Raw genomic sequence first — 23493 nt, forward strand, 5'->3', positions numbered from 1 at the left:
TGGCACAAACCCAATGGGAAGTTACCCATCCAGATGGTGAATTAGAAGTTTCTGCATAATTATTATTGACTCTCATGGCATCTGATTCATCTCATAAAACTATATTTGCAGCGATGGGCGCTAACTTAGCGATCGCTATTACTAAATTTATCGCCGCCTCCATTACTGGCAGTTCCGCCATGATATCTGAAGGGATTCATTCGGTGGTAGATACTGGCGATCAACTAGTACTTTTGCTGGGAATTCAAAGAAGCCAAAAGCCAGCAGACGATAGGCATCCCTTTGGTTACGGTCTAGAACTTTATTTCTGGACTTTTATCGTTGCTATCCTCATCTTTGCCCTTGGCGGTGGGATGTCAATTTATGAAGGAATCACTCATTTAATTCATCCCAGCCCTTTAGAAAACCCAATGTGGAATTATATTGTATTAGGTATTGCAATATTATTGGAGGGGTTTTCTTGGACTGTAGCTTTAAAAGAGTTTTTGCCGACTAAGGGTAAACAAAATTTTTGGCAAGCCATCAAAAACAGTAAAGACCCCACAGTATTTACAGTATTATTTGAGGATTCGGCGGCAATTTTAGGCTTATTCGTGGCCTTAATCGGAATCTTCTTAGGACATTTATTTAATAATGTTTATTTGGATGGCATTGCTTCGATTATTATTGGCATTATCTTGGCTATAGTAGCAGTGGTATTAGCGAGAGAAAGCAAAGGATTATTAGTTGGTGAAAGTGCCGATCCTCAAACTATAGCCAATATCCGGTCTTTGTCCAAAACAGAACCAGGAGTGCAAGAAGTTATCCGAGTGCTAACAATGCAGATTGCTCCCAAAGAAGTATTGCTTAACTTAGAAATCCAATTTTCTCAAAATCTTACAGGTGAGGAAATAGCCTTAACTGTAGAAAATTTAGAAGTAAAAATTCGCCAAAAGCATCCGGAAATCAAACAAATTTTTATTGAAGCAAAATCCTTAACTGCCGCTCGGAAATTTTCGCCAACTTCTCAATAAATTTTTAATCGCACAAATATCAAACACGGCATATTCTCAATGCACTCAAAGCTTATCGGCACAACAATGCAGTATGGTAAAGATTATTGATCGAGCAAAAGCTTTTGGCTCACCAGGTATTGAGCCTCGATGGACTCATGCTAATAAAGATGGAGTCGGAACAGCCTACTCTACCTCTAGTAACATTTGGTTTACGCTTTGGAACGGTATTGTCACTGAAATCTACCATCCCACAGTAGACAAACCTCAAATTCGGGATTTGCAGTATCTAATTTCTGATGGTAAAAGCTTTTTCCACGAAGAGAAACGCCATCTCGAATCCAAAGTGGAACCGATGTGGACTCATGGTTTAGGATACCGCATCACTAATTCCGATCCCCAAGGACGTTATGCCGTAATCAAAGAAGTGATTGCCGACCCGCATTTTCCCTGTATCTTACAGCACACCACATTAACAGGAAAAAGCGATTTTATTTCCCAACTCCATTTATATGCTTTGTGTGCGCCGCATCTGGATGTTGAAGGTATGGGTAATAATGGTTACGCTGTAGAGGCTGCTGGACATCGGATTTTGATAGCCGAGAAACAAGGAACATGGCTAGCGCTGGGTGCAACAATTCCCTTTACTCGCCTTTCTTGTGGTTACGTCGGTGAAAGTGATGGCTGGACAGATTTAGCTGATAATTTCCAGATGGATTGGGAGTTTGATAATGCTGTAGATGGCAATCTGGCTTTGACTGGAAAACTTAATTTAGATAGTACTAAAGAGTTTACTTTAGGACTGGCGTTTGGTACAAACTTGCATAATGCAATTTCTACACTATTTCAGTCGCTCAATATTCCTTTTGAACAGCAGAAGCAGCAATACAACGAACAGTGGAAGCGATCGCGCCGCAATCTCCGACCGCTAGAATATGTTTCATACAATGATGGGAAGTTGTATCACAACAGCATTAGTTTGTTGTTAGCACATGAAGACAAAATTTATCCCGGTGCGTTGATTGCATCCCTGGCGATTCCTTGGGGTGAAGCAAAAAACGACCAAGACCAAGGAGGATATCACCTTGTCTGGACGCGGGATATGGTTAGCAGTGTATCAGGTTTGGTGGCTGCTGGTGAAACAGAAACAGCAGTGCGATCGCTAATTTATCTTGCAACCAGCCAGCAGGAAGATGGCGGTTTTGCGCAAAATTTCTGGGTTGATGGCGAACCTTACTGGAAAGGTATTCAACTAGATGAGGTGGCATTTCCGATTCTTCTAGCATGGCTATTGTACCAGCAGAAGACTTGTTTAAAATTCGATATTTATCCAATGGTTCTGCGGGCGGCGGGTTATTTAATTCGTAACGGCCCGGTTACTCAACAAGAACGCTGGGAAGAAAATAGCGGTTATTCACCATCAACACTAGCATCCAATATTGCCGCCTTAATCTGTGCTGCTCAATTTGTTCGTCAACGTGGAGATGAAGCAACAGCAAAGTTTATAGAAGAATACGCAGATTTTTTAGAATGTCACATTGAAGCTTGGACAGTTACTACTGAAGGAACTTTAGTTCCTGGCATCAAACGGCATTATATCCGAATTACTCCTTCAGATATTAATAATTCTCAAGCCGACGAAAATCCTAACCAAGGAACTCTTTTCATCAGCAGTCAGCCACCTGGAGAACCAGCAGAATTTCCCGCCAAGGAAATTGTTGATGGCGGATTTCTCCAATTAGTACGTTATGGAATTCGCAAACCTGATGACCCGATTATTGTTGATTCTGTCAAAGTAATTGATGCAGTTTTAAAAGTAGATACACCCGTTGGGCCTTGTTGGCATCGTTACAACCACGACGGCTACGGCCAGCAAGAAGACGGAAGTCCTTATATTGGTTGGGGTAAGGGACGCGCTTGGCCTCTCTTGGCAGGAGAACGAGGACATTATGAACTAGCTGCTGGCGGCGATGTCAAAACATATATTAAGGCGATGGAAGGATTTGCTTCAGATACTTGTTTGCTACCAGAACAGGTTTGGGATGAGGCAGATATCCCTGATATCTATATGTTTTTAGGAAAACCAACAGGTTCAGCGATGCCTTTAATGTGGGCACACGCAGAGTATATCAAGCTGCTACGGTCAACTGATGACGGACAGGTGTTTGATTTTATTCCAGAAGTGGCAAATCGCTATCTAGGCGAAAGAAAGCAGTGTAAATCATTGGAAATTTGGAAGTTTAACCGACAAATCAGCCAAGTAAAAAAAGGTCAGACATTGCGAATTGACGCTTTAGCATCTTTTCAATTGCACTGGTCAGATGATGATTGGCAAACTACACAAGATATGCTTTCTACTTCTACAAAGTTAGGAGTGAATTTTGTAGATATTTCTATTTCTGATAATCAGCAACAATCAATCAACTTTACCTTTTTCTGGATTGAAAGCAGCAAATGGGAAGGACACAATTATACGGTTAGAATTTCGTAATTCCTAATTTCTAATTCGCCTTTCAATACATTTCGGATCGAAAAGAGCCATTATTATGCAGAATAACTCATCATCCAAACCAACAATTGAATACTGGCACGTCTGGACTGACAACGACGGTATAAGTCATCAATCCTGTTGTCAAATTGAAGACTTTATGGAAAAAGGCATAGCCCCGGATACCTCACCGCAGTGGCTTTCTAATTTGAAGCAGTCCGATGCTACAATCAGCTTTACTGTGCTACCTGTGGGATGGGTTGGTAACTGGCATGAAAACCCAAAACCCCAGTGGATTATACCTTTGTCAGGACGCTGGTTTGTGGAGACTATGGACGGTCAGCGAGTCGAGATGGGGGAAGGCGAAATTTCCTTTGGAGAAGATCAGGGTACGAAAACAGACGCGCAAGGTCATAAAGGTCACTTATCTGGAACAGTAGGCGATGCGCCAGCTGTTTTAATAATGGTGCAATTTGAAAAGACTCCGACTGTAAACCAATCTTGTCGATTTAGGTAAATAAGTTAGTATACTTTTTTGGTGAAGTAAACTATGCATAAGCTAACGTAAATTCGACGACTCTAAAAACCCCACTTCCATTCCTCTCTCCACAGGGAGAGAGGCTTTGAAACCCTAATTTTTTCGTTATCAACTAAAAATATTTCTGCCCCTTTCCGCCTCGGAGAGGGGTTGGGGAGAGGTTCATCGAATTCACGTTAAGCTAATCTTCATTTAAATTGCACCATATTCATAGTAATAAAAGCTGCAAATCCTCTCCCTTGCGCTTACGCCATTTGTCGTGCCATCAGATTAGCAAATAAGCCCTTTTGATTCACTAATTCTTCAAACTTACCTTGCTGAACAACTCGACCGGCTTCAATCACATAAATTCGGTCGGCGTTGCGGATGGTGCTGAGGCGATGGGCGATAATTATACGCGTTACTCCTAACTGGTCTAAGCTGCTACTAACTATCGCTTGAGTACGATTATCTAAAGCACTGGTAGCTTCATCAAAAATTATAATTCTCGGTTTTAAGACTAAAGCACGAGCAATTAATAGCCTTTGACGTTGTCCACCAGAGAGATTTGTACCCCCCTCTGAAATGACTGTGTGCATTTCCATTGGCATTGACTTAATATCATCGGCAAACCCAGCCATCCGTACTGCTTCCCAGGCTTCTTCCATTGTCACTAATGCGCCACTAGAAATATTTTCAAAAATTGAGGCGCTATTGATGCGGCCATTTTGCAGTACTACACCAATCTGTCTGCGCACTGCTGATATATCTAACCCCGATAAGTCCTGACCATCATAGTAAATCGTGCCATCTTTTGGCGTTTCAAATCCCAATAACAGCCTAATAATCGTTGATTTGCCACTACCAGAAGGCCCTACTAAAGCAATCAACTCTCCTGGTTCTGCCTGAATTGTCAGAGCGTCTAAATTCAGGGGGCCATCTTCGCGGTAGCGGAAAGTCACGCGATCGACTTTTACTTTACCCGTTAATCGTCCTGGATCGCTTTTGCTCAGGTCGATTTCTGGTTTAGCCTGAAAGATGGGCTTTGCACGTTCCCAAAAAATGCTGATATCTAATATGCTGACTATGGTATTACTCAGCTGAGTTGCCCCAGCGATAAATATGGCAAAGGCGGAATTAAATGCTAAAAATGTACCTGTAGATAATCCTGTTCCGCTTTCAGATGGGGCTTGTGCGATTAACGTAACTGCCAGCCAAAAGATAATTATCGAGCTGACAGTTGGCATGGCAGTGTTAAATATCGCTAAGATATCTTCAATTACCTCTGTACTCAGCTTGAATTGTAGCTGCTGACTATACTTTTTTGCCCAATAGGCAAAAGCACGGTCTTCTGCATTGGTGACTCGAAGTTTGGACACACCAGCAACCATCTGTACAGTAAAACCAAAAATTTCTCCCTCTATTTCTTCTAAAGAACGCAACTTTTGGCGGCTAAGTAAGCCTGAGATGGTAGTGAAGGCGATCGCTATCAACGCTACTGCGACGACAACTAAAGCTAGACTGGAACTGTAGATAAATAATAGTGCCAGATTTAGTAGAGAGAAGAAGCTGGTAAAAATAGTGCGTAGCACTGTGTCGTTGAGTTTTTGGCGGATTTGAGTGATTGCAGAAACACGAGATTGCAAATCCCCAATTGAATATTCACGAAAGAAAGATACGCGCAGATTAAACAATCTATCCCATAAGGCTGCTTGAGAGTCTAAACTGGCTTTACTTTCTAATCTCAGACCGGCAAAACCTTGGGCGATTTGAAAAATTATCGTCCCAAAGCTGGCGGCTATCAAACCCAAGCCGATTTGCATTAACAACTCTCTATCTGCATCGGGAATGACGGAATCTATGAGGATAGCAGTTGCTAAGGGGGTTAACATTCCCAACAATGCACCCACAACGCCAGTGAGGAAGATAACAATTAGTTCTCGAATTTTCCCCTGAAAGGCAAACAGAAGTAAGTCGATCGCAGTTAAATTGTTTTCGGGTATAGGACGATAAAATACATAGGCAAAGGGAGCTAGTTGTTGAGCAGTACGATTGTTTACAGGTCTGCGGATGTGCTTCTCTGGGTCAAAGATTTCGTATTTTCCTACCCCTGCTGGTAGCAATGCAACAGGACAATTATCTTGATTGGTATATGCTAATAAAGGGCCGCTATCTTTTTGCCACCATTGGTCATTGAGTAATACCCGTCGGATGCGTATTCGGGATGCACGGGCGATCGCTTCTAATGGTTCTTTAATCCGCTTCATGTCTTCAGAACGCACAGGTGGCAGAATCTTAATTCCTAATGCCCTTCCCACTGCACCTGCGGCAATCAGCAACGGTGTACCTGACTGCATCAGTTCGGCTTGCTTGGGTTTGAGGACTGAGGCTAAATTTCCTAAAGCATTAACTTTTACCTGAGAGTTAAGTTCTTGCCGTGCTTGGAATTGAGTCCATTTTGCTGCCAATTCTTCCTGTTCTATTTGAGTCAGAATTTCGCAAAAATCGCTGTGTAATTCGTTCAGAGTAACTTGGATCTCGTTGGAGTTAGGAAGTTTTTCAGTGTAGGAAAAAACTGGCACAATCGAAAAGCGTTCGCGCAGCTTATCGTAGAGTCTTGTAGAGAAGGTATCGCCTAAACAACTTTGGATATTTTGCTCCCATATCTGCACTAACTTAATAAAACTTTCTGCCTTATCTTTCTCCTGACTTATCCATTGCTCGCATTCTTGTGTAGATATTTGCAACAACACAGTATCTTCTATGGATACCGCCAAAAATTTATGGTTATTAGCCGATATCCCAAACAATGCTTCTCCCGCATTGACACTAAATAGATAACGGCGAGTGCCCTCAATACCTTGCTCAATCAGAATAGCAAACACAGCGATCGCACCGGATTCAATTTGCCAAACTGTTAAGGGATTATCTAATACTAAGGATTGATTATCTGTAAGCAGTAACTTGGAATTACTCATCTGGAGTTAGAGGTGCAATGGTTCTTTGGCAAAGGCGTAGAGCATTAAATTGCCCTTCTACTTCTAGTGGAATGTTAGTAAAACGAATATAAAAATTATCTGGTTCTGTCGTTTTTTCTAAGACTTTAGCATAGATATCTTCACTAATTTCGGCATTATCCTGCATAAATAAGTTCAGTTTGAGATTAGTAAAAGGCTGTAAATCTAGATAATTTACTTTAGAGTCATAACATACTTGTGCCCCCTTAGCTGATAGCTTTACTAACTTTCCCTCCATGACAGTGTTATTTACATCTTTTCCATCCAAAACTGTATATTTTAAGGGAATTGCTTTTGGCAGTTCCCAGAAAATTTTATCTTCGTCTTGAACAAGATATAAATTGTATTCTCCAGTAATTCCACCTACTTCATAAATTTTTATCGGTTGTTTCACCCCTTTTGCTTGTACTTCTTTATGTCCAATAATTTTGACAATATAACCAGTTTCATTAATAGTTGATTGCGAAGCAAAAATTTGTCCCCCGACTGTATACGATTCAATGCGATAAGTTAAATTAACTTGATCGCCAATAATTCCATATTTAGTCCGTTTTTCCGAACCAATATTACCGACCACTACTTCTGCTGTATTAATGCCAATACCCATTTCTAGCTTTGGAAATCCCATTTGCTGGATTTTTTTGTTCACTGACTCCATTGCTAATTGCATTGCCACTGCACAAGCGATCGCTCTTGTCGCATCATCTTTTCTAGTAATGGGAGCGCCGAACAAAACTAAAATTCCATCACCCATAAATTCATCAATCGTGCCTTGGTAGTGAGTAATAACATCTGCCATATATCCTAAATAAAGATTAATTATTTTAATTACTTCTTCAGCAGATAATCTCTCAGATATAGCTGTAAAACCTCTTAAATCAGAAGTGAGAATAGTAATTTTCTTGCGTTCACCACCAAGTTTTAAACCTTCAGGGTTTTCTAATAAATTAGCGACGACTTCATCGGTGAGATAACGACCAAAGGTCTTGCGAATGGCTCCCGCAGTTCTGGCAATATAGGCAGTCACAGCAATTTCCGAACCAATCAATGTCAGGAATGGTGGGACAACAGGAATCCACCAACCTGCTATAAAAGCTAGATAACTACTACCCACAAGACAGCATCCAGCTAGCAAAATACTAATCAAAGGTAATAATGATTTTATTTTATAACTGCCGCTATATCTTTGTTGCCAGATTAATATTGCACCAATCAGTGACCAAAGAAAAATCCACAACCATTCCTGTAATTTAGTCCATGTCCTGATTAACGGGCGGTCATCTAAAGTAGCGCTTAAAATTTGACTGATGGCATGAGCATGAATAGTTACACCAGCCATTCGTTTAGGTGCTGCTAATATAGTACTGCTGTATGGTGTATAGAATAGGTCTTTGAGACTTTCGGCTGTGGAACCAATCAACACAATGCGCCCTTTTACTAAGTCCTTGGATATTCGCTTATCTAACACATCCATAATAGATATGTGCTGAAAACTTTCTTTATAACTACGATAATTTATTAGTACTTGATAACCTTGATCTTCAGCCCGAATATAACCACCATCATTACCTTGAAATAATGGGTAAACAACATTACCTGTTTTTACCAAATAATCTTTTGTTTGTCCGACATCAATTTGGCGATCGCTCAAATAAAGATAGGCAAGTTTAAAAGCAAAACTAAACACATTTTCGCCATTTTTATCTGACAAATACATCAAACTGCGGCGAATTTTTCCATCTCCATCTAAGGGAAAATCATTTGCACTGACTCGATCGAGTTTTTTCAGGGCTGGTGGTGGTGCTACTGCCGAGCTATCTTCGCTTTCAGCTACTTTTTGTACGCCAACTAAATTTGGTGTAGACTCAAACACTTTAACTAATGATTGATGTCCAAAACCTACTGGTAAATCTCGATATAAATCCAAACCAATAGCACTGGGTTTTTGTTGTTTTAAATTCTCTAAAACTTGTGCCAGCAACTTGTCAGGCAAAGGCCAATAACCGCGCTTACCAAGTTTTTGCACATCAGATTCATTAATTTCGATAATGACAATCCGCGTATCAATAGGTTCTGGAGAACGTAACAGAAACATTTGATCCAGCGCTGCCAATTCCAACATCTGTAATAATCCACTCAAGCGCAGGATGAATACTAATGCTGCCGCACTGGGAGCAGCAATGAAGATACCACGATATTGCCAAAGTTGTTGCTTGATATGACTCCACATGAATCAATTCAAAATTCAAAATTCAAAATTAAATACAGCCACACCACTTGCGGGTGGGGTGTCTACCTGTCTTGTCAAAATAGGCAGGGGAGAGGCTGAGAAGGAGCTTGTACTTTGCCTCAGCCAAGCGCCCTGGAAGGGCGGGGCTTCATACCCATATTCCGCAACGCTGGAAGGGCTTGCTCCCCCTGCTCCTCGCCCCCTTCCCCTCTGCCTCTTCGGTGAGACAAGGATTTTTTCGCCCACAAGGGGCGAGGTTTTAAACCTATCTTTTTTGATAAATTATTTAATCTTGGCATTCCAGATATCTACTTAAAGGTTTGGAAACTAAATCTTTTAAACCCACTGACTCTAATAATGCTTGCCAATTAGCCATGACTGTGCGATCGCTCGGATCGCTAAGACGTTGCTGTACTAATGTATGTAACACTTCATACCAAATCCCAGATGCAGCATACACTTGGGAAAGCTGCTTGGGATTTGTTCTGGCTAGCTGCTTTGATAAATCATTAGTAGGTTGGATTCGTTCTACCCAACCATCCACAGTGATTCCCTCTCCTACTTCCTCTGAAGCGTCAGTGATTGACATATACCAGTGATATCTTTTACCTACTTTCAGACTTGGTGCTTTTGTTGGCAGAGTAAAACCAATAATTCCTAATTGTTTAGGAAGTTTAAAAGTCGTCTCATAGACTATATCCTCACCATCTAAAAGTGAAAAGCGAGCAGTTTCTACTGGTATCTGCGGTATAAACCAGTAAAATGTTGGACGTTCTGCAAGGGTTAAACCTAATTTATTTAGAGGCATTAAGGCAGTTAAAGTTTCTTTACTCTCTAAAGACCAGGAACCGCGACGAGTCGCCCCACCAGAGGTAGTCTGTGGTGCATTTCGATTTGGTGGGATAAACTTCTGACTAATTTGCCAACTCTGGAATCTTTGGAATTTAAGTGCTACTGGTGATTCAGCTATCACCATTCTGGGCAAACTAGGCATTACCAATACTGTCATAGATATAGGAACTGCTGCCATGTTTACAAATTTTTGTATCCAACTCATATTAAGTCCTATTAATTTTCAAGTATCTAACAAAGATAAATATTTGTGATAACACGAAAAAGCGATATTTAGTTAAATTAACTACCAATGATAAAATCTATATTAACTTTTGTCTAAAAGCTTTGTTAAAGATTTTACCAAAAACCGAACTAAGTATAACTTAGCACGCTATTCTATGAATTCATAGCGAATTAACCGAAACAAGCTTCGCTCCCCTCTGTGCGAAACTCTGTACCCCTAACCTGGAGGAAGTGAAGTGTCTATGCCGCCTTGAAATTTAAAACCTAAATTGGCTTCCAATTTGCAAAATTGTGTATTTAGTATAAGTAAGAAGCTAGTTGTCTAGTAACTTTACTTGTTCATAGAAGTCGACCTATTTTCTGAAAAACCTTGTTTTTACTGACTTTTTACTACTTCTGTCAGCCAGGTTAAAAACTTCTATAAAACTAATAAAAGGTTGTGTTTTGCTGTAAAAAATTAATTTCACTCCTAATCAAGTTTAAATTCTATGTTTAAAGAAATGCTGGTTAATACTCCCAATTTTTCTGCCTTTAGGGAAAGTGATATTGATTGGATGCTCAGTGTAGGCAGATGTAAAGAGCATCTTCCTAATCAAATTCTCATTCAAGAGGGTGAAGAGATTATTGATACAGTAGAAATTTTGTTAGAGGGAGCATTAAGCATTTGTGTCTCTCTCACAGGTAATGTCAAAGACGCACAAGAAATTGATCGCGTATCGCCAGGGGAATTTGTAGAAACTTTATCTTTTATAGATAATCGTCCTCCATCTACTACTTTTATAGCTCTAGAATCCTCACGGATATTAGCACTGCCAAGAGAATTGTTACTCAAAAAACTGGAGCAAGATACAAAATTCTCCGCGCATTTTTATCAAATAATGGCTGTTTTGCTGTCACAGAGGTTGCGGGGAATCACTGATTTTCTTGCCAAAAACAAAGTAATTCCAGGAGAATCACTGCGAAAGGTTTTGTTTGTGTTTGCTATTTTGAACGATAGCGATATTGATTGGATGATTTCCCAAGGAGTAAAAACTAAAGTTAATCCAGGTAAAGTAATAATTGAAGAAGGGAAACCCGTTGAAGGATTATATATATTATTAGATGGGAAATTAGGGATTTTTGTTTCCACCCCACAGAATCAAGTTGCCGAAAAAGAAATAGCTCAATCTGTAAAAGGCGAAATTTTAGGAGAAATGTCTTTTGTAGAAGCAACAACTGCCTCTGCCACAGTCAAGGCGATAGAATCTTCTATATTACTAGCTTTACCACAAGAGAAACTAGCTAAACAATTAAAGCAAAATACAGGATTCACAGCCCGTTTTTATCGAGCGATCGCTGTAGTTTTAGTAGATCGAATTCGCGATCGCCTGTTACGCCGTGGATTTGGAAAGTTGGCTTACCAACTAGATCGACTCTTAGCAGAAGATATCGAAGTTGAAGATGAACTCAACTTAGATACATTAGACAACACCGCCCTAGCAGGTGCTAGATTTGACTGGATGATTAAACGTTTGAATCGGGAATCTTGAAAGAGGCAGAAGGCAGTCTTGCTGGAGGCAGAAGGTAGAAAGCAGAAAGTAGATAGTAAATAGCTTTATTAGTCTCCAATTCCAGTCTTAATTACGAATTACGAATTAACAAATGAATGGCTGAAGAACAAGATAGTATATTTCGCAAAGAATCACTGGAGCGTTTATCTTCTCCAGAAAGATTGGATCGGTTAATGCAGGTAGTCAATCCCGTAGATTGGCTACCTTTGGCGACGCTGGGTAGTTTTGTCTTATTGGGATTAATTTGGAGTATTTTTGGACGTATTCCCGTCACAGTCACAGGAAAGGGAATACTTATTCAACCGAATCAAGTTGTCACTTTTGAGTCGCCAATCTCAGGACAGTTAAAAAATCTGAATGTGAAAACAGGACAATGTATAGATCGAGGATATGTCATAGCAACGATCGATCCGACGGATCTCAAACAGCAATTGCAACTGCAACGCTCAAAACTGGGGCAATTACAAACACAAGAACAAAATTCATCCCTGCTTCAGCGACAACGTACCGCTAAAGAAAAAGAGGCGATCGCTTCTGCTAAAGCTAATTATATTCAACGTTTGCGGGATACTCAAACTCTCACGCCTGCATTTTATGAAAAAGGTTTAAATGCCATTCGCGAACAGCGCCTTAGTTTGCAGCAACGCTTGAATGATGCTGTAACTGTCGTACCTATACTCAAAGATCGATTACAGAAGCGCCAGCAACTCGTAGATGCGGGAGCCATTGCCAAAGATACATATTTACAAGCAGAGCAAGAATATAAACAGGCAACGCAAACCGTATCTGATATCAAAGTGCAGCTCAAGCAATTAGATGTACAAGAAACAGAAGCCCAGCAGAGATACTTACAAAATTTGAGTTCTGTAAGCGAACTGCAAGCGCAGTTAAAAGACTTAGAGACTAAAAGCCAACGTATCGATCAAGAAAACGTAGAAAATCTTAATACCAAAATTAATCAAATTCAAGAAGTTAATCGAGCGATCGCGCAATTAGAAAAACAAATATTAGAAAATAGTCAAATTCTTAGCCCTAGTAGCGGCTGTGTATTAGAAGTGGCTGGTTTTGTCGGACAAGTTACTAGTCCGAAAACTCCGCTTGTCACCTTAAACGTTGGTGACAAAAAGACTTCACTAATTGCCGTCTCCTACTTTCGTGTCGAAGATGGTAAACAAATTCAACCAGGAATGCTCGTGCAAATTACCCCCACTTCCGTGAAAAGAGAACGCTTTGGCGGTATTGTCGGTAAAGTTACTTCTGTTTCCCCTTTACCTGTGACTAAAGAAGGCGCAAAGTCTGTGATTGGCAATCCCGATCTAGTCACAAACATCTTGCTAACTGGAGGCGGAGACATAGAAGTGCGAACAGAAATGGAACTAGCTTCATCCAACTTTAGCGGTTATCGCTGGTCTTCTTCCCAAGGGCCAAAATTAAACATTTCTCCGGGAACAACTACTAGCGTTCGGGTTAAAGTAGCAGAGCAAGCACCAATTACTTATGTCTTGCCTATTCTCAGAGAATTTACTGGCATTAACTGAAGTTTTAGGGGATGTTTGAAAAGTCCTCTTCTTGGGAGCAAAACGTTCTAGATCCCCCTAAATTCTCCAATAAATTGGGGGACTTTGATTTCAGTTTCTCCCAATTTATCGGGGGGTTAGGGGGGAGCAACAAGTGCCTAAAGTCACAGCAAAATACTTTTCAAACAACCTCTTAGGGGAATGCTCTTGTGCAATTGATTCAGCAGTTAATATCCTTAATTCAAAAACTTAATCCCTTACGTCAAAAAGCCCCATTATTAGATTTAGAAACGGCATCAAGTCACATCTTTTCTCGCGTCAAAACTCCCACTCTATTACAAATGGAAGCGGTGGAGTGTGGAGCAGCAGCTTTCGGGATTATTTTGGCCTACCATCGTAAAATTGTGCCTTTAGCAGAACTGCGGCAAAATTGCGGTGTTTCTCGTGATGGTAGCAAAGCCTCTAACATGATCAAAGCTGCGAGAAATTACGGGATGCAAGCCAAAGGTTTTAAAAAGCAATTGGCGCAATTACAAGAACTTTGTCCGCCATACATTGTATTTTGGAATTTTAATCATTTCCTAGTAGTAGAAGGATTTCAAAAAGATTGGGTTTATCTTAATGACCCAGCTACCGGGCCGAGGCGAGTCTCCTTTAAAGAATTTGATGAAGCCTATACAGGGGTTGTTCTGGTAATGGAACCAGGCCCAGAATTTCAACGCGGGGGTCGCAAACCGAGCTTAATAGGCGCACTCTTTGACCGCTTGCGGGGTTCTTGGGGAGCTATTCTCTATTGTTTATTAGCAGGATTTTTTCTAGTCATTCCAGGGTTAGTTTTACCAGTCTTTAATCAAATTTTTGTTGATAACATTTTGGTAGAAAATCGCGCAGACTGGTTGCGTCCATTGATTTTGGGAATGACAATCACAGTCATTATTCAGGTGTTACTCACATTACTACAAAGACGGTTTCTGAGAAAACTAAATATAAAATTATCGGTGGAAATGTCTGGGCAATTCATCTACCATATTCTTCGCTTGCCAGTGGCGTTTTATGCCCAAAGATTTGCCGGAGAAATTAGTAGTCGAATCAACATTAATACTAAAGTTGCCGAAGTTTTATCAGGACAGTTAGCTAGGACTATAATTGATACCGTTATGGTGGTATTTTATGCCTTAGTTATGTTTGCTTATGATGGAGTGCTGACTGCGATCGGTATCTGTTTTGCTGCGATTAATATCTTGACTTTGCAGTGGATTTCCCGACAGCGCACAGATATTTATATGCGAATCATCCAAGACCGAGGCAAAGTTGCGGGGACAGAAATTGCTGCCCTTCAGAGTATGGAAACCCTCAAAGCATCAGCGTTGGAATCTGATTTTTTCTCCCGTTGGTCGGGTTACTATACAAAATTTATTAACGGTCAGCAAGAGTTAGGTATTACTAATCAAGTACTAGGTGTTTTACCTGTTTTCTTAACTAGTTTAAGCTCCCTATTAGTTTTAGTTATTGGTGGTCTACGAGTCATGGATGGGCATCTCAGCATTGGGATGTTGATTGCTTTCCAAAGTTTAATGACTAGCTTTTTGACTCCAGTCAACTCTCTAGTCAATTTCGGCAGTACCTTACAGGAACTAGAAGGAGACTTAAATCGCCTCGATGATGTGTTGCAAAACGCAACCGATTCTGAATTGGATAATCATAATTTACATACCTCACAGTATGCTTCAGCTTGCGAACTTAAGGGATATGTCGAATTAAAAAATGTCACATTTGGCTACTCACGGACAGATGGACCTCTAATTCAAGACCTGAGTCTTCAACTGAAACCAGGACAGAGAGTAGCCCTAGTTGGTAGTAGTGGTTCTGGTAAATCAACAGTTGCCAAATTGGTAGCGGGGCTGTATCAACCTTGGTCGGGAGAAATTCTCTTTGATGGTATTCCCAGAGAGCAAATTACCAGGGCGATACTTTCTAATTCTTTGGCAATGGTAGAACAGGAAATTTTTCTGTTCGCTGGCAGTGTCCGAGATAATTTGACTTTGTGGGATGATACAGTGTCTAATTCTCAATTAGTCCGAGCTTGTAAAGATGCAGTTATTCATGAAGTGATTTTAGCTTTATCTGGAGGGTATGAAGGTAACTTACTTGAGGGTGCTGCTAATTTCAGTGGCGGACAGCGCCAGCGTTTAGAAATTGCCCGTGCATTAGTCAACGATCCCACAATTCTGATCATGGATGAAGCAACCAGTGCCTTAGATGCTGATACGGAAAAAATTATTGACCGAAATCTGCGCTATCGGGGCTGTTCTTGCATTATTGTGGCTCACCGTCTCAGTACCATCCGCGACTGTGATGAAATTATTGTTCTAGAAAAGGGTAAAGTAGTGCAACGCGGTACACACAATGAAATGTTGCAGCTTGATGGTTTCTATGCACGGTTGATTCGGTCAGAACAGGCAAGTGTTTAAGTAGGTCAGCGCAATTAAAGCTAAGTAGCGGAGGCTGTCATTTGTTTTTTGTCATTAGTAAGGGTTTTAAGCCCATTTACGTTTCCAAACATATTTTGGTTTATTTCACCGACTTACTTAGCATTGCTTCACGTCTTCTCAACTCTCGAATATTCTTAATCGGCTCAAGACCAAGATATTGCCCCCGAATTCTTAGGCAAAGGTAGTTTAAAGTGTCCCTGCGATCGCTTTCACTCCCCGACCATGAATCGCTTACAGCCTCTAATTTATTTAACCATTCTAGATGATGCGATCGCGCTTCTGTCTCGTCTTGCAGCAACAACGATAGGGACTGAACATCAACCGAGGGGGCTGGAAAAAGTTTAGCCAATCGCCGATTATAAGCGTTGCGTCCCAAACGATAAGCAATTGACATGGCTGGTTCCAAGTACTCAATGTAGTGCCAGATCATCATCGGCATGAAAATAGTTTCACCAGGATAAAGTACCGCATCATAAGCGTTGGTATATCGGAGAAAATCCGTTTTCTCGGCTTCTGAGAAATTTTCCAGGAAAATACCACTGGTACGGCAGAGATTAAGCCGATCGATCGCATCTAGCTTTTGAGTTTCACGCGGATGAATCAATACAAATCGCTTTGTGCCAAAAACTTGAAACAACAAAACATTACGTTGATCGGCATCATAGTGCAAATGAGCATAATTATTGCTGGCAGCGACAAACATATTGGAGTATAAGTCGCTTTGATCGTTTAAATGTTGGTATGAATTCAAGGGCAATAACTGAAGTAACTTTTGGGGCGTAGGATACTCAACACAGATATCAAGAGTTGTGGGTTGTGCTTGTAAGAAGTCAAGATATGCACCTAAATTCATCATTCGGGGAAAATCAGCTGATGCCGAATTTAGCAGATTGGCGATGTAATTTGGACAGATTTCAACTGGGATGTCAGTTAGCCCTGTTTTTATCTTTTCAAGGCTATCCATTGGACGCAGTGGTGAATTTTCAAAGAGATTGGTGATAATCGCTGGACGCTGGGGCAGAATATACTCTCGGTAAAAGATATCTGCTGGAGGTGCTTCGATACGGTCGATGTTGTCGATAACCACGTTTTTTGATTGCTAAATATGCCGTAATGCTGCTTTAGGCCAGCTTCTATTGTCAACCTTTCTTTTCTTGATTTAACATCACTGGGGACTGGGGATTGGGGATTGGGGATTGGGGACTGGGACAATTTTGATGGGGATTCAAACCCCAACTAAATTGGAAAAAAGACTCTTTCTCAGTACCCAGTACCCAGTCCCGGAAAACCCATTACTCACCTTCAAGCTTTAGCTGAAGTTGGGGAATCCTGGATGTGACCCGTTGAACTGTGGTAAAAGATATTTCATGACCGACGAATCAACTTCAATTACACAAGCTAGTAGTCAGGACTGGGAAAATGGGGATTGGGTGCAACTTAACGTGGGACTCGTCAGGCATCAGGGGAATGCACTATCAAGTGCCCGTGCGCTGTTTGCCCGACTCGAACCGTTAGTTACTTACTGGCAAAGTAATGATTTGTTGCGCTGTTTCTTCTTTATGAGAAAACCGCCAGATGTTCGGGTGCGTTTTTTTACAACAGTGGATCGGCAACAAGCAATCGCTGATATCTCCGATCTCATGTATGCACTTCGGCGTGAGAATTTGATTAATTTATTTTTCTTTAGTGACTACGAGCCTGAAACTGATCGATTTGGCGGACTAGAAGCCATGAAGTTGGTTCATCAGCACTTCGACGCAGACACTTCATTGTGGCTCATGCTTGACTATCTCGATCGACATAACCTTGGTGTTATCTCCAAAGACTTACTTGTGCCAACTGTGTTGCACGATCTCTTTACCCGTACTCTGTCAGATCCGGTAGCTATTCTCGCAACCTGGCATAGTTTATCGGCTTTAATTTCCACACCTCCTGAAGGCACAATTCCAACAATTGAACTACTTTCTCTCGAAACTTTGTATGACTTAAAAGAAGCAGAGATATTGCAAAAATATGCCACAGCTAACGACATACTTGCAAAGGAATTACTTAATCTCCAGCATCTTGGTCAATTGACTCAGGATCTAGTTGACATATTGGCCGCAGTAGCTATGTTCAATTTTCACCGCCACGGGTTTGATTCGCATCGTTCAGGAAGGCTAATTGAAGGGATAATCCGAACCCTTGAAGGAAAGAATGCAGAAGGTTAAAGATTTTTAGATGACAATTGTGAAACATTATTCAAGCAGCACTAAATTGTCAATTTTAACATTAATTTTTGTATTTTATTGTACAAAAATAATGTGATATTAGTTACAAAATTTCACCAAAACGATCTGGACACTAGAGCATATTTCAAGCAATTATTGTATTGAACAATACTAAAATTTGGTGATTGATCTGTTTTGTTGCCTAGCGATTGGGGAACAATACCGTTGAAGTTAATCACCTGGCTTCAGATTTAGTTATCTATTCAAGGTAAAGGCTAAGTATCTTATCTTAAGGAGAGTTCAAAATGTCTCAGCAAAGCTTTGTCGAATACTATGAAAATTTTTTAGCCCAACCAGACAATTCGCCGCTGCGTGAAGCGTTGGATGCTACTGAAGCAGGTGAATTTGCAAGAATCGCTGTTGAACAAGGCCAGACAAACGGTTTTGATTTTAACGCTGATGATGTGAAAGCCGTGATGGTTTCTGCTGAAAGAAAAGTTTTAGGTTTGTCAACTACTTCTCCATCTGTGAATATCCGGTCTATTGATAGCGTTAACGGTATTAAAGCAAGACCAGCTAACCGAGAATTGTCAGAAGATGAGTTAGAAAGTGTAGCTGGTGGACTGGCTTCATCCACAGTTAAAGAGACAGTTATGTGTTGCTGGTAGCCTTGATTTAAAGCTTGCGGTATCTGTGAAGGGAAGGCGTTGCTAAATTGCAACGCTAACCTTTTAGAGACTTCCAATTAAAAAAATATTCCATCGCTTTGAGGGCAGGGGAGCAGGGAGAGAGAAAGTCGTTTTGATGAACGTGAAATGGGATAATTTATTTTCTGGAAGTCCCTTATTTTAATGATTGTGATATCGCAATTTTCAAAGGCGCTAATATAAGTTCATGTGTCGCGTGTTTAATAGAACACATTGGTAAACACTTAAATGCGTTGAAAATTGAGTATTTATTAGTACTCTCAGCAATGGTTGGGAAAGAAACAAGCGAATGTGGCAAAATCTGAATGCTCCTAAGCTGAATCTTAATGGCACGTTTCGGACAGAAGAACCTAATTCTACTTGGGAGAAGCTACAAGAATTTCTGGGTGCTTTTGGCATCACGCGGGTTGCAGACATTACTGGTCTTGACTGCATTGGTATTCCTGTTGCTCAAGCGATTCGTCCTAACGGAAAAGCTTTTTCTGGTTCTCAAGGCAAGGGAATTTCACTTTTGCTGGCGATGATCTCGGCAGTGATGGAATCTGTGGAGTCTTATCATGCAGAAAACCTCCCCCAACCAGAGATAGTTGCTTCTTATGAGGAAATCTGCCGACATGACCAGGCAATCGATCCTAGCGTTTTAGAGCCAGGAAAGCGATCGCAGTTTTATCATCCTGCTATACCGCTAGATTGGATTTGTGGAACCGATTTATTTACGGGCGAACCTGTTTACGTACCACAGGCGTATCTTGATTTAGACACCACAACTGAAAAACGCGATACCAATCTGTTCAGTACTTCTAGCAATGGACTAGCATCAGGAAACCATTTACTAGAAGCGATCGCTCATGGATTGTTTGAAGTCATTGAGCGCGAGGCTGAGTGGCGTTGGTGGCGCTTACCTCTGGAGGAACGGATTAACTGTTTGGTTGATAGTCAAACCATCCAGTCTCCGCTTTTGCAATCTTTACTCTATCAAGTTGAACTTGCCGGGGCAACAGCCGTAATTACTGATTTAACCTCGACTATAGGAATACCTACCTATAAATGCTTGATTAGCGATCGGGAAAACTGGCATGGACGACCGACAGCAGCAGGGTGGGGATGCCACAGTTCCAAAGAAATTGCTTTAGCACGGGCGATTACTGAAGCGGCTCAATCACGAGTAACGGTGATTGCGGGTAGCCGAGATGACATTCATCCAGATAGTTATGCCCTTGGACGCATCAGGATGCCAGGTAGCCCAGCGATGAAGTCTAGCAGCAAAAGACCGATCGCTACCCTGATTGATTTTGAAACTCAGCCTGAGCTAGCCTTTACCCCAACGTTTGCAGAAGAAATTCAACAAATTCTCGATTGTTTGAGTAATCAGGGATTTAAGCAAGCTGTCTTTGTCAATCATACGCGACCAGAGTATGGGATTCCAGTGGTGCATGTGATTGTACCGGGTATGCATCTCCCTTCGTCTTTGTAAAATTCAATATGCACTCGAATTCTTTGGAACCTAGTCAAATTCTCATTTTTCTTGGCCCCACCCTAGCTGTTACCCAAGCCAGTCAAATTTTACCAGCGCGTTACCTCGATCCTGTTCGTTGTGGTGATATTCTTGCCTATCTGCGGTTACAGCCGCGTGTAATTGCCATTATTGATGGTTTTTTTGACCGCAGCGCTTCAGTTTGGCATAAGGAGATTCTCTGGGCATTAGAAGCAGGAGTGCGAGTATTTGGGGCAAGTAGCATGGGTGCGCTTCGAGCCGCTGAACTGGAAGCCTTTGGCATGGAGGGATTTGGAGCTATTTTTGCAGCCTACCGAGAAAGACAGTACATCGGGGATGATGAAGTGGCAATTTTGCATAGTAGCCCTCAATTCCAATACCAACCCTTAACTGATGCCTTAGTAAACATCCGCGCTACAGTTCAGCTGGCGGTAGACAAAGACATTATTGAGCCAGCGATCGCTAGTTTAATTATCAGTTGTGCAAAACGGCAGTTCTTCACTCAACGACATTTGAGCCAAGCAGTGGCTGATGCAGAGTTACAGGGAGGCGATCGCCAGATTCTAGCCCAGTTTTTGGAATTTGTGCAAAATGGTGGCTATGTGGATCAAAAACAGTCAGATGCCATTGAACTGCTGAAACATCTGGCCGCTATGGTTGGAGAAAGTGGTGGTACTACTGCTAATCAACAAGTAAAGTTTCAACTCAACAAGTCCATTTTCATAGAGGAACTTCAAGCTAGAGTTGCTATTCGTCCCTTACGGACAGCATATTCCTGGTTGCCTCTGACTGAAAAATTAAGCCAAGAAGCCCGATTTCTCGGCAGGGTTTACATTCAATTGCGTAATCTCGCTGGGTTAATTCGTTGGTGTGATGCTGTAGCCCAACAACAGAACTTGCAACCCTCCGTGGCTGATTTAACTGACGTTTACAGTTCTGATGCTAATGAACTAGAGTTAGACGTGGATGCCTCAGCAATACCAGTCTTAGTTGAACGTTTGGGTCGGATTCAAGCATTGCTGAAACTTCATAGTGCAGACGATACCTTTGCCAAAAAAGTTGAGCAATTGCATCAATTTGTCTTGATAATTGTTGGTAAGGATATCTCCTCACTTGAGCAAGAGACAACTAACGCAGATGCAGATATTGTAACTGCGTTAGCGAGTTGTGAACGTAGATTGTATCGTCAGGTTGCTATTCTCTGGGCTTTAACCGAACAGACAAACAGCCAATCAAAAGCGAGTTTGAGAAGCAGCATTACTCAAAAAATTACGCAACATTTTTTCCAAGAAAAGGGAGTTACTAACGAGGCTGAATTTCCGGCTTGGTTATCGAGCAATTCCTTCACTCCAGGGGAATTTTCTCAGATGATGGAAGCGATCGCGCGGCTAGAGGGATTTGTCAATGTACCCCGATGGTGGGGGCGAGGCATGAGCAATTATTTTTCAGTCACTGAGTGCTTTCTTCCCGATGCCTTAAGGCTGTCTGGGTTTTATCCAATTTTAAGTAAAAGAGTTCATCTGGCTGAACAAGCACAAAACAGGGAAACCGATCTGAGAAACTGGTGTCAGTTAAATGCCTTTCCCCAGGCATGTAACATTACCCAAGTAGCTTTTTGGCTAGATTTTAGCGAACCAGAAGAATTTGTGAAAGAACTAAGTATAAGGCAGAATTGAATTCAAAATTCAAAATTCAAAATTCAAAATTAAAGAAATTTTTATCCGTTTTCGAGGGAACTCCAAAAATGTTTAGCACTAACTTTGATTTTGAGAAATTAATTCAGCCTATCGATACCGTGACCTTCTTTAAAGAATACTGGGAGCGGCAGTGCCTTGTTGTTTCACGAAAAGAAACAGATTACTATTCAGGTCTGTTTTCCATGAACGATGTTGACTCGCTCATTCGCTTTAGTGGCATTCGCTATTCTGACTTTAATGTATCGAAAGTGGCAGATGATTTGTCCAATCAAGCGAATAAATTAGGGGGGAAAGGCTCTATAAATCCCAATGCATCACCTAGTATTTATCAATTTTATGATGCCTATAATCAAGGCAATACCTTGTGTATCTTTCATCTACAACAGCATTGGGAAGCGATCGCCACACTTTGCAGAAATCTGGAACAATATCTCAATCATCCCGCGAATGTCAATCTTTACCTAACCCCTAAAACTGCTCAAGGATTTCCTCCCCACTTTGATACACACGATGTTTTCGTTCTTCAGCTTTCGGGAACTAAACTCTGGCGCACCTATGATTCCTACTGGGATTTGCCAATGCTAGAAGATGCTCGGCGATTACCACAAGAAGTATTACGGGAGCAACTCAAGGCTCCTAATCATGAAGTTGAACTCAAGCCAGGTGATATGTTATATATCCCGCGTGGTTTTGTACATGAAGCCAAGACGTTGGATACTTCCTCACTTCATATCACCGTCGGTATCCCTGTTTATCGCTGGGTTGACCTGATTCAGGAAGCTCTGACATCGATTGTGCAGGAAAATGTTGAATTTCGCAAAGCAGTTCCCGTTAGCTTTGTGCGTGACGATGATGCCAGGACGCAGACCAAAAATCAATTGAAAGATTTACTCAAAACCTTCGCTAGTAGCGTTGATATTGATGATGCAGTTGAACGACTAACTATTAAGTTCATTGGCTCACTGTCCCCACTTGCAGATAGCCATTTCAGTAAATTGGACGAGTTGCAACAGATTGACTTGGATACCCATGTTGTCAAACGCCAAGGAATGATTTGCACAACCGTCAGAAAAGGGGATGTTGTGATGATTCAATTTCCCCAAAACAGAGTTGAAGCACCAGCATACGTTGAGCCAGCCTTCCGCTTCATTGCTGAGTCGGAAGCTGCATTTCCCATCAAATCGCTGCCCGATTTTGCCAGCGATAATAGCAAGATCGTGTTGGTACGCCGTCTGCTCAAAGAAGGATTGTTAACGATTGTTTGAAAAGAAAATAGTCAGGACTTACGCTATTGCATTAGTTCTGAGAGGTAAAAAAGTTCGTAGTAAGGACTTTAGTCCTGGATTTTTAAACACTGAAGTGCTTACTAACCCAAGTTGCTAGTTATGCTTGCAGGTGTTCAGGTGGCATTGCATAAGCAATAAAATCCCCTCCAGAGGAAAAATTAGGAGGGGTAATGTTAAACGAAATAATTACAATTTATGCTATCACTGATGACCTATTG

15 protein-coding genes are annotated in these 23493 nt (G+C 41.2%); 11 read left to right on the forward strand and 4 right to left on the reverse strand.

Features of this window, described 5'->3' with window-relative positions:
- Window positions 1-74 precede the first annotated feature (74 nt).
- The 3 genes from RMY32_RS09430 (at window position 75) to RMY32_RS09440 (ending at window position 3997) form a co-directional block, all read left to right on the forward strand.
- Window positions 75-1013 (forward strand): cation diffusion facilitator family transporter, encoded by a 939-nt coding sequence (locus tag RMY32_RS09430; RefSeq protein ID WP_322714785.1) that lies wholly within the window; start codon window positions 75-77, stop codon window positions 1011-1013.
- Window positions 1014-1086: 73 nt separating this feature from the next.
- Entirely contained in the window at window positions 1087-3483 is a 2397-nt protein-coding gene (locus RMY32_RS09435; protein ID WP_322714786.1) for a glycoside hydrolase family 15 protein, read from the forward strand.
- A gap of 55 nt (window positions 3484-3538) precedes the next feature.
- The gene (locus tag RMY32_RS09440; RefSeq protein ID WP_322714787.1) at window positions 3539-3997 is read left to right on the forward strand and encodes a cupin domain-containing protein; all 459 of its coding nucleotides are present in this window, start codon (window positions 3539-3541) and stop codon (window positions 3995-3997) included.
- 266 nt (window positions 3998-4263) lie between these two features.
- On the opposite strand, the gene RMY32_RS09445 is transcribed toward RMY32_RS09440, so the two are convergent.
- From RMY32_RS09445 to RMY32_RS09455, 3 genes are all read right to left on the reverse strand, one after another.
- Window positions 4264-6975 (reverse strand): NHLP bacteriocin export ABC transporter permease/ATPase subunit, encoded by a 2712-nt coding sequence (locus tag RMY32_RS09445; RefSeq protein ID WP_322714788.1) that lies wholly within the window; start codon window positions 6973-6975, stop codon window positions 4264-4266.
- The gene (locus RMY32_RS09450) at window positions 6968-9244 is read right to left on the reverse strand and encodes an adenylate/guanylate cyclase domain-containing protein (protein ID WP_322714789.1); all 2277 of its coding nucleotides are present in this window, start codon (window positions 9242-9244) and stop codon (window positions 6968-6970) included. Before RMY32_RS09450 ends, RMY32_RS09445 begins: the two co-directional genes overlap by 8 nt.
- Window positions 9245-9530: 286 nt before the next feature.
- Window positions 9531-10301: a DUF928 domain-containing protein gene (locus RMY32_RS09455; RefSeq protein WP_409882611.1), complete on the reverse strand. Its 771-nt coding sequence runs from the start codon at window positions 10299-10301 to the stop codon at window positions 9531-9533.
- A gap of 508 nt (window positions 10302-10809) precedes the next feature.
- Here RMY32_RS09455 and RMY32_RS09460 point away from each other — a divergent pair.
- The 3 genes from RMY32_RS09460 to RMY32_RS09470 all read left to right on the forward strand — a co-directional run bounded on the left by RMY32_RS09460 (window position 10810) and on the right by RMY32_RS09470 (window position 15859).
- Complete coding sequence (locus RMY32_RS09460; protein WP_322714791.1) at window positions 10810-11850, forward strand: cyclic nucleotide-binding domain-containing protein; 1041 nt, start codon at window positions 10810-10812, stop codon at window positions 11848-11850.
- A gap of 116 nt (window positions 11851-11966) precedes the next feature.
- Window positions 11967-13409: an NHLP bacteriocin system secretion protein gene (locus RMY32_RS09465; protein WP_322714792.1), complete on the forward strand. Its 1443-nt coding sequence runs from the start codon at window positions 11967-11969 to the stop codon at window positions 13407-13409.
- 320 nt (window positions 13410-13729) lie between these two features.
- Window positions 13730-15859 carry an NHLP family bacteriocin export ABC transporter peptidase/permease/ATPase subunit gene (locus tag RMY32_RS09470; RefSeq protein WP_409882619.1) on the forward strand — a complete coding sequence of 710 codons (2130 nt, stop codon included), beginning with the start codon at window positions 13730-13732 and terminating at the stop codon, window positions 15857-15859.
- A 100-nt stretch (window positions 15860-15959) separates the two neighbouring features.
- Here the strand turns inward: RMY32_RS09470 and RMY32_RS09475 are convergent, their stop codons facing one another.
- Window positions 15960-16967, reverse strand: a complete 1008-nt coding sequence (locus RMY32_RS09475) for a cupin-like domain-containing protein (RefSeq protein WP_322714793.1) — start codon at window positions 16965-16967, stop codon at window positions 15960-15962.
- A 280-nt stretch (window positions 16968-17247) separates the two neighbouring features.
- Between RMY32_RS09475 and RMY32_RS09480 the strand changes: the two genes are divergently transcribed.
- The 5 genes from RMY32_RS09480 to RMY32_RS09500 all read left to right on the forward strand — a co-directional run bounded on the left by RMY32_RS09480 (window position 17248) and on the right by RMY32_RS09500 (window position 23254).
- Window positions 17248-18090, forward strand: a complete 843-nt coding sequence (locus RMY32_RS09480; RefSeq protein WP_322714794.1) for a thiopeptide-type bacteriocin biosynthesis protein — start codon at window positions 17248-17250, stop codon at window positions 18088-18090.
- A gap of 305 nt (window positions 18091-18395) precedes the next feature.
- On the forward strand, window positions 18396-18758 hold the full coding sequence (locus tag RMY32_RS09485) for a hypothetical protein (RefSeq protein ID WP_322714795.1): 363 nt from the start codon (window positions 18396-18398) through the stop codon (window positions 18756-18758).
- 328 nt (window positions 18759-19086) lie between these two features.
- Complete coding sequence (locus RMY32_RS09490; protein WP_322714796.1) at window positions 19087-20271, forward strand: YcaO-like family protein; 1185 nt, start codon at window positions 19087-19089, stop codon at window positions 20269-20271.
- Between the two features lie 8 nt (window positions 20272-20279).
- On the forward strand, window positions 20280-21968 hold the full coding sequence (locus tag RMY32_RS09495; protein WP_322714797.1) for a TfuA-like protein: 1689 nt from the start codon (window positions 20280-20282) through the stop codon (window positions 21966-21968).
- Between the two features lie 68 nt (window positions 21969-22036).
- Entirely contained in the window at window positions 22037-23254 is a 1218-nt protein-coding gene (locus RMY32_RS09500) for a cupin domain-containing protein (protein ID WP_409882615.1), read from the forward strand.
- The last annotated feature ends 239 nt before the right edge of the window (window positions 23255-23493 follow it).

This window comes from Nostoc sp. ChiSLP03a, assembly GCF_034531215.2.
Lineage (GTDB): Bacteria > Cyanobacteriota > Cyanobacteriia > Cyanobacteriales > Nostocaceae > Nostoc.

Coding starts and splice junctions, on each gene's coding strand:
- RMY32_RS09450 (WP_322714789.1), bottom strand. CDS start 9,244: ATGTGGAGTCATATCAAGCAACAACTTTGGCAATATCGTGGTATCTTC.
- RMY32_RS09440 (WP_322714787.1), top strand. CDS start 3,539: ATGCAGAATAACTCATCATCCAAACCAACAATTGAATACTGGCACGTC.
- RMY32_RS09455 (WP_409882611.1), bottom strand. CDS start 10,301: ATGAGTTGGATACAAAAATTTGTAAACATGGCAGCAGTTCCTATATCT.
- RMY32_RS09495 (WP_322714797.1), top strand. CDS start 20,280: ATGCACTCGAATTCTTTGGAACCTAGTCAAATTCTCATTTTTCTTGGC.
- RMY32_RS09445 (WP_322714788.1), bottom strand. CDS start 6,975: ATGAGTAATTCCAAGTTACTGCTTACAGATAATCAATCCTTAGTATTA.
- RMY32_RS09465 (WP_322714792.1), top strand. CDS start 11,967: ATGGCTGAAGAACAAGATAGTATATTTCGCAAAGAATCACTGGAGCGT.
- RMY32_RS09485 (WP_322714795.1), top strand. CDS start 18,396: ATGTCTCAGCAAAGCTTTGTCGAATACTATGAAAATTTTTTAGCCCAA.
- RMY32_RS09430 (WP_322714785.1), top strand. CDS start 75: ATGGCATCTGATTCATCTCATAAAACTATATTTGCAGCGATGGGCGCT.
- RMY32_RS09480 (WP_322714794.1), top strand. CDS start 17,248: ATGACCGACGAATCAACTTCAATTACACAAGCTAGTAGTCAGGACTGG.
- RMY32_RS09490 (WP_322714796.1), top strand. CDS start 19,087: ATGTGGCAAAATCTGAATGCTCCTAAGCTGAATCTTAATGGCACGTTT.
- RMY32_RS09470 (WP_409882619.1), top strand. CDS start 13,730: ATGGAAGCGGTGGAGTGTGGAGCAGCAGCTTTCGGGATTATTTTGGCC.
- RMY32_RS09435 (WP_322714786.1), top strand. CDS start 1,087: ATGGTAAAGATTATTGATCGAGCAAAAGCTTTTGGCTCACCAGGTATT.
- RMY32_RS09500 (WP_409882615.1), top strand. CDS start 22,037: ATGTTTAGCACTAACTTTGATTTTGAGAAATTAATTCAGCCTATCGAT.
- RMY32_RS09460 (WP_322714791.1), top strand. CDS start 10,810: ATGTTTAAAGAAATGCTGGTTAATACTCCCAATTTTTCTGCCTTTAGG.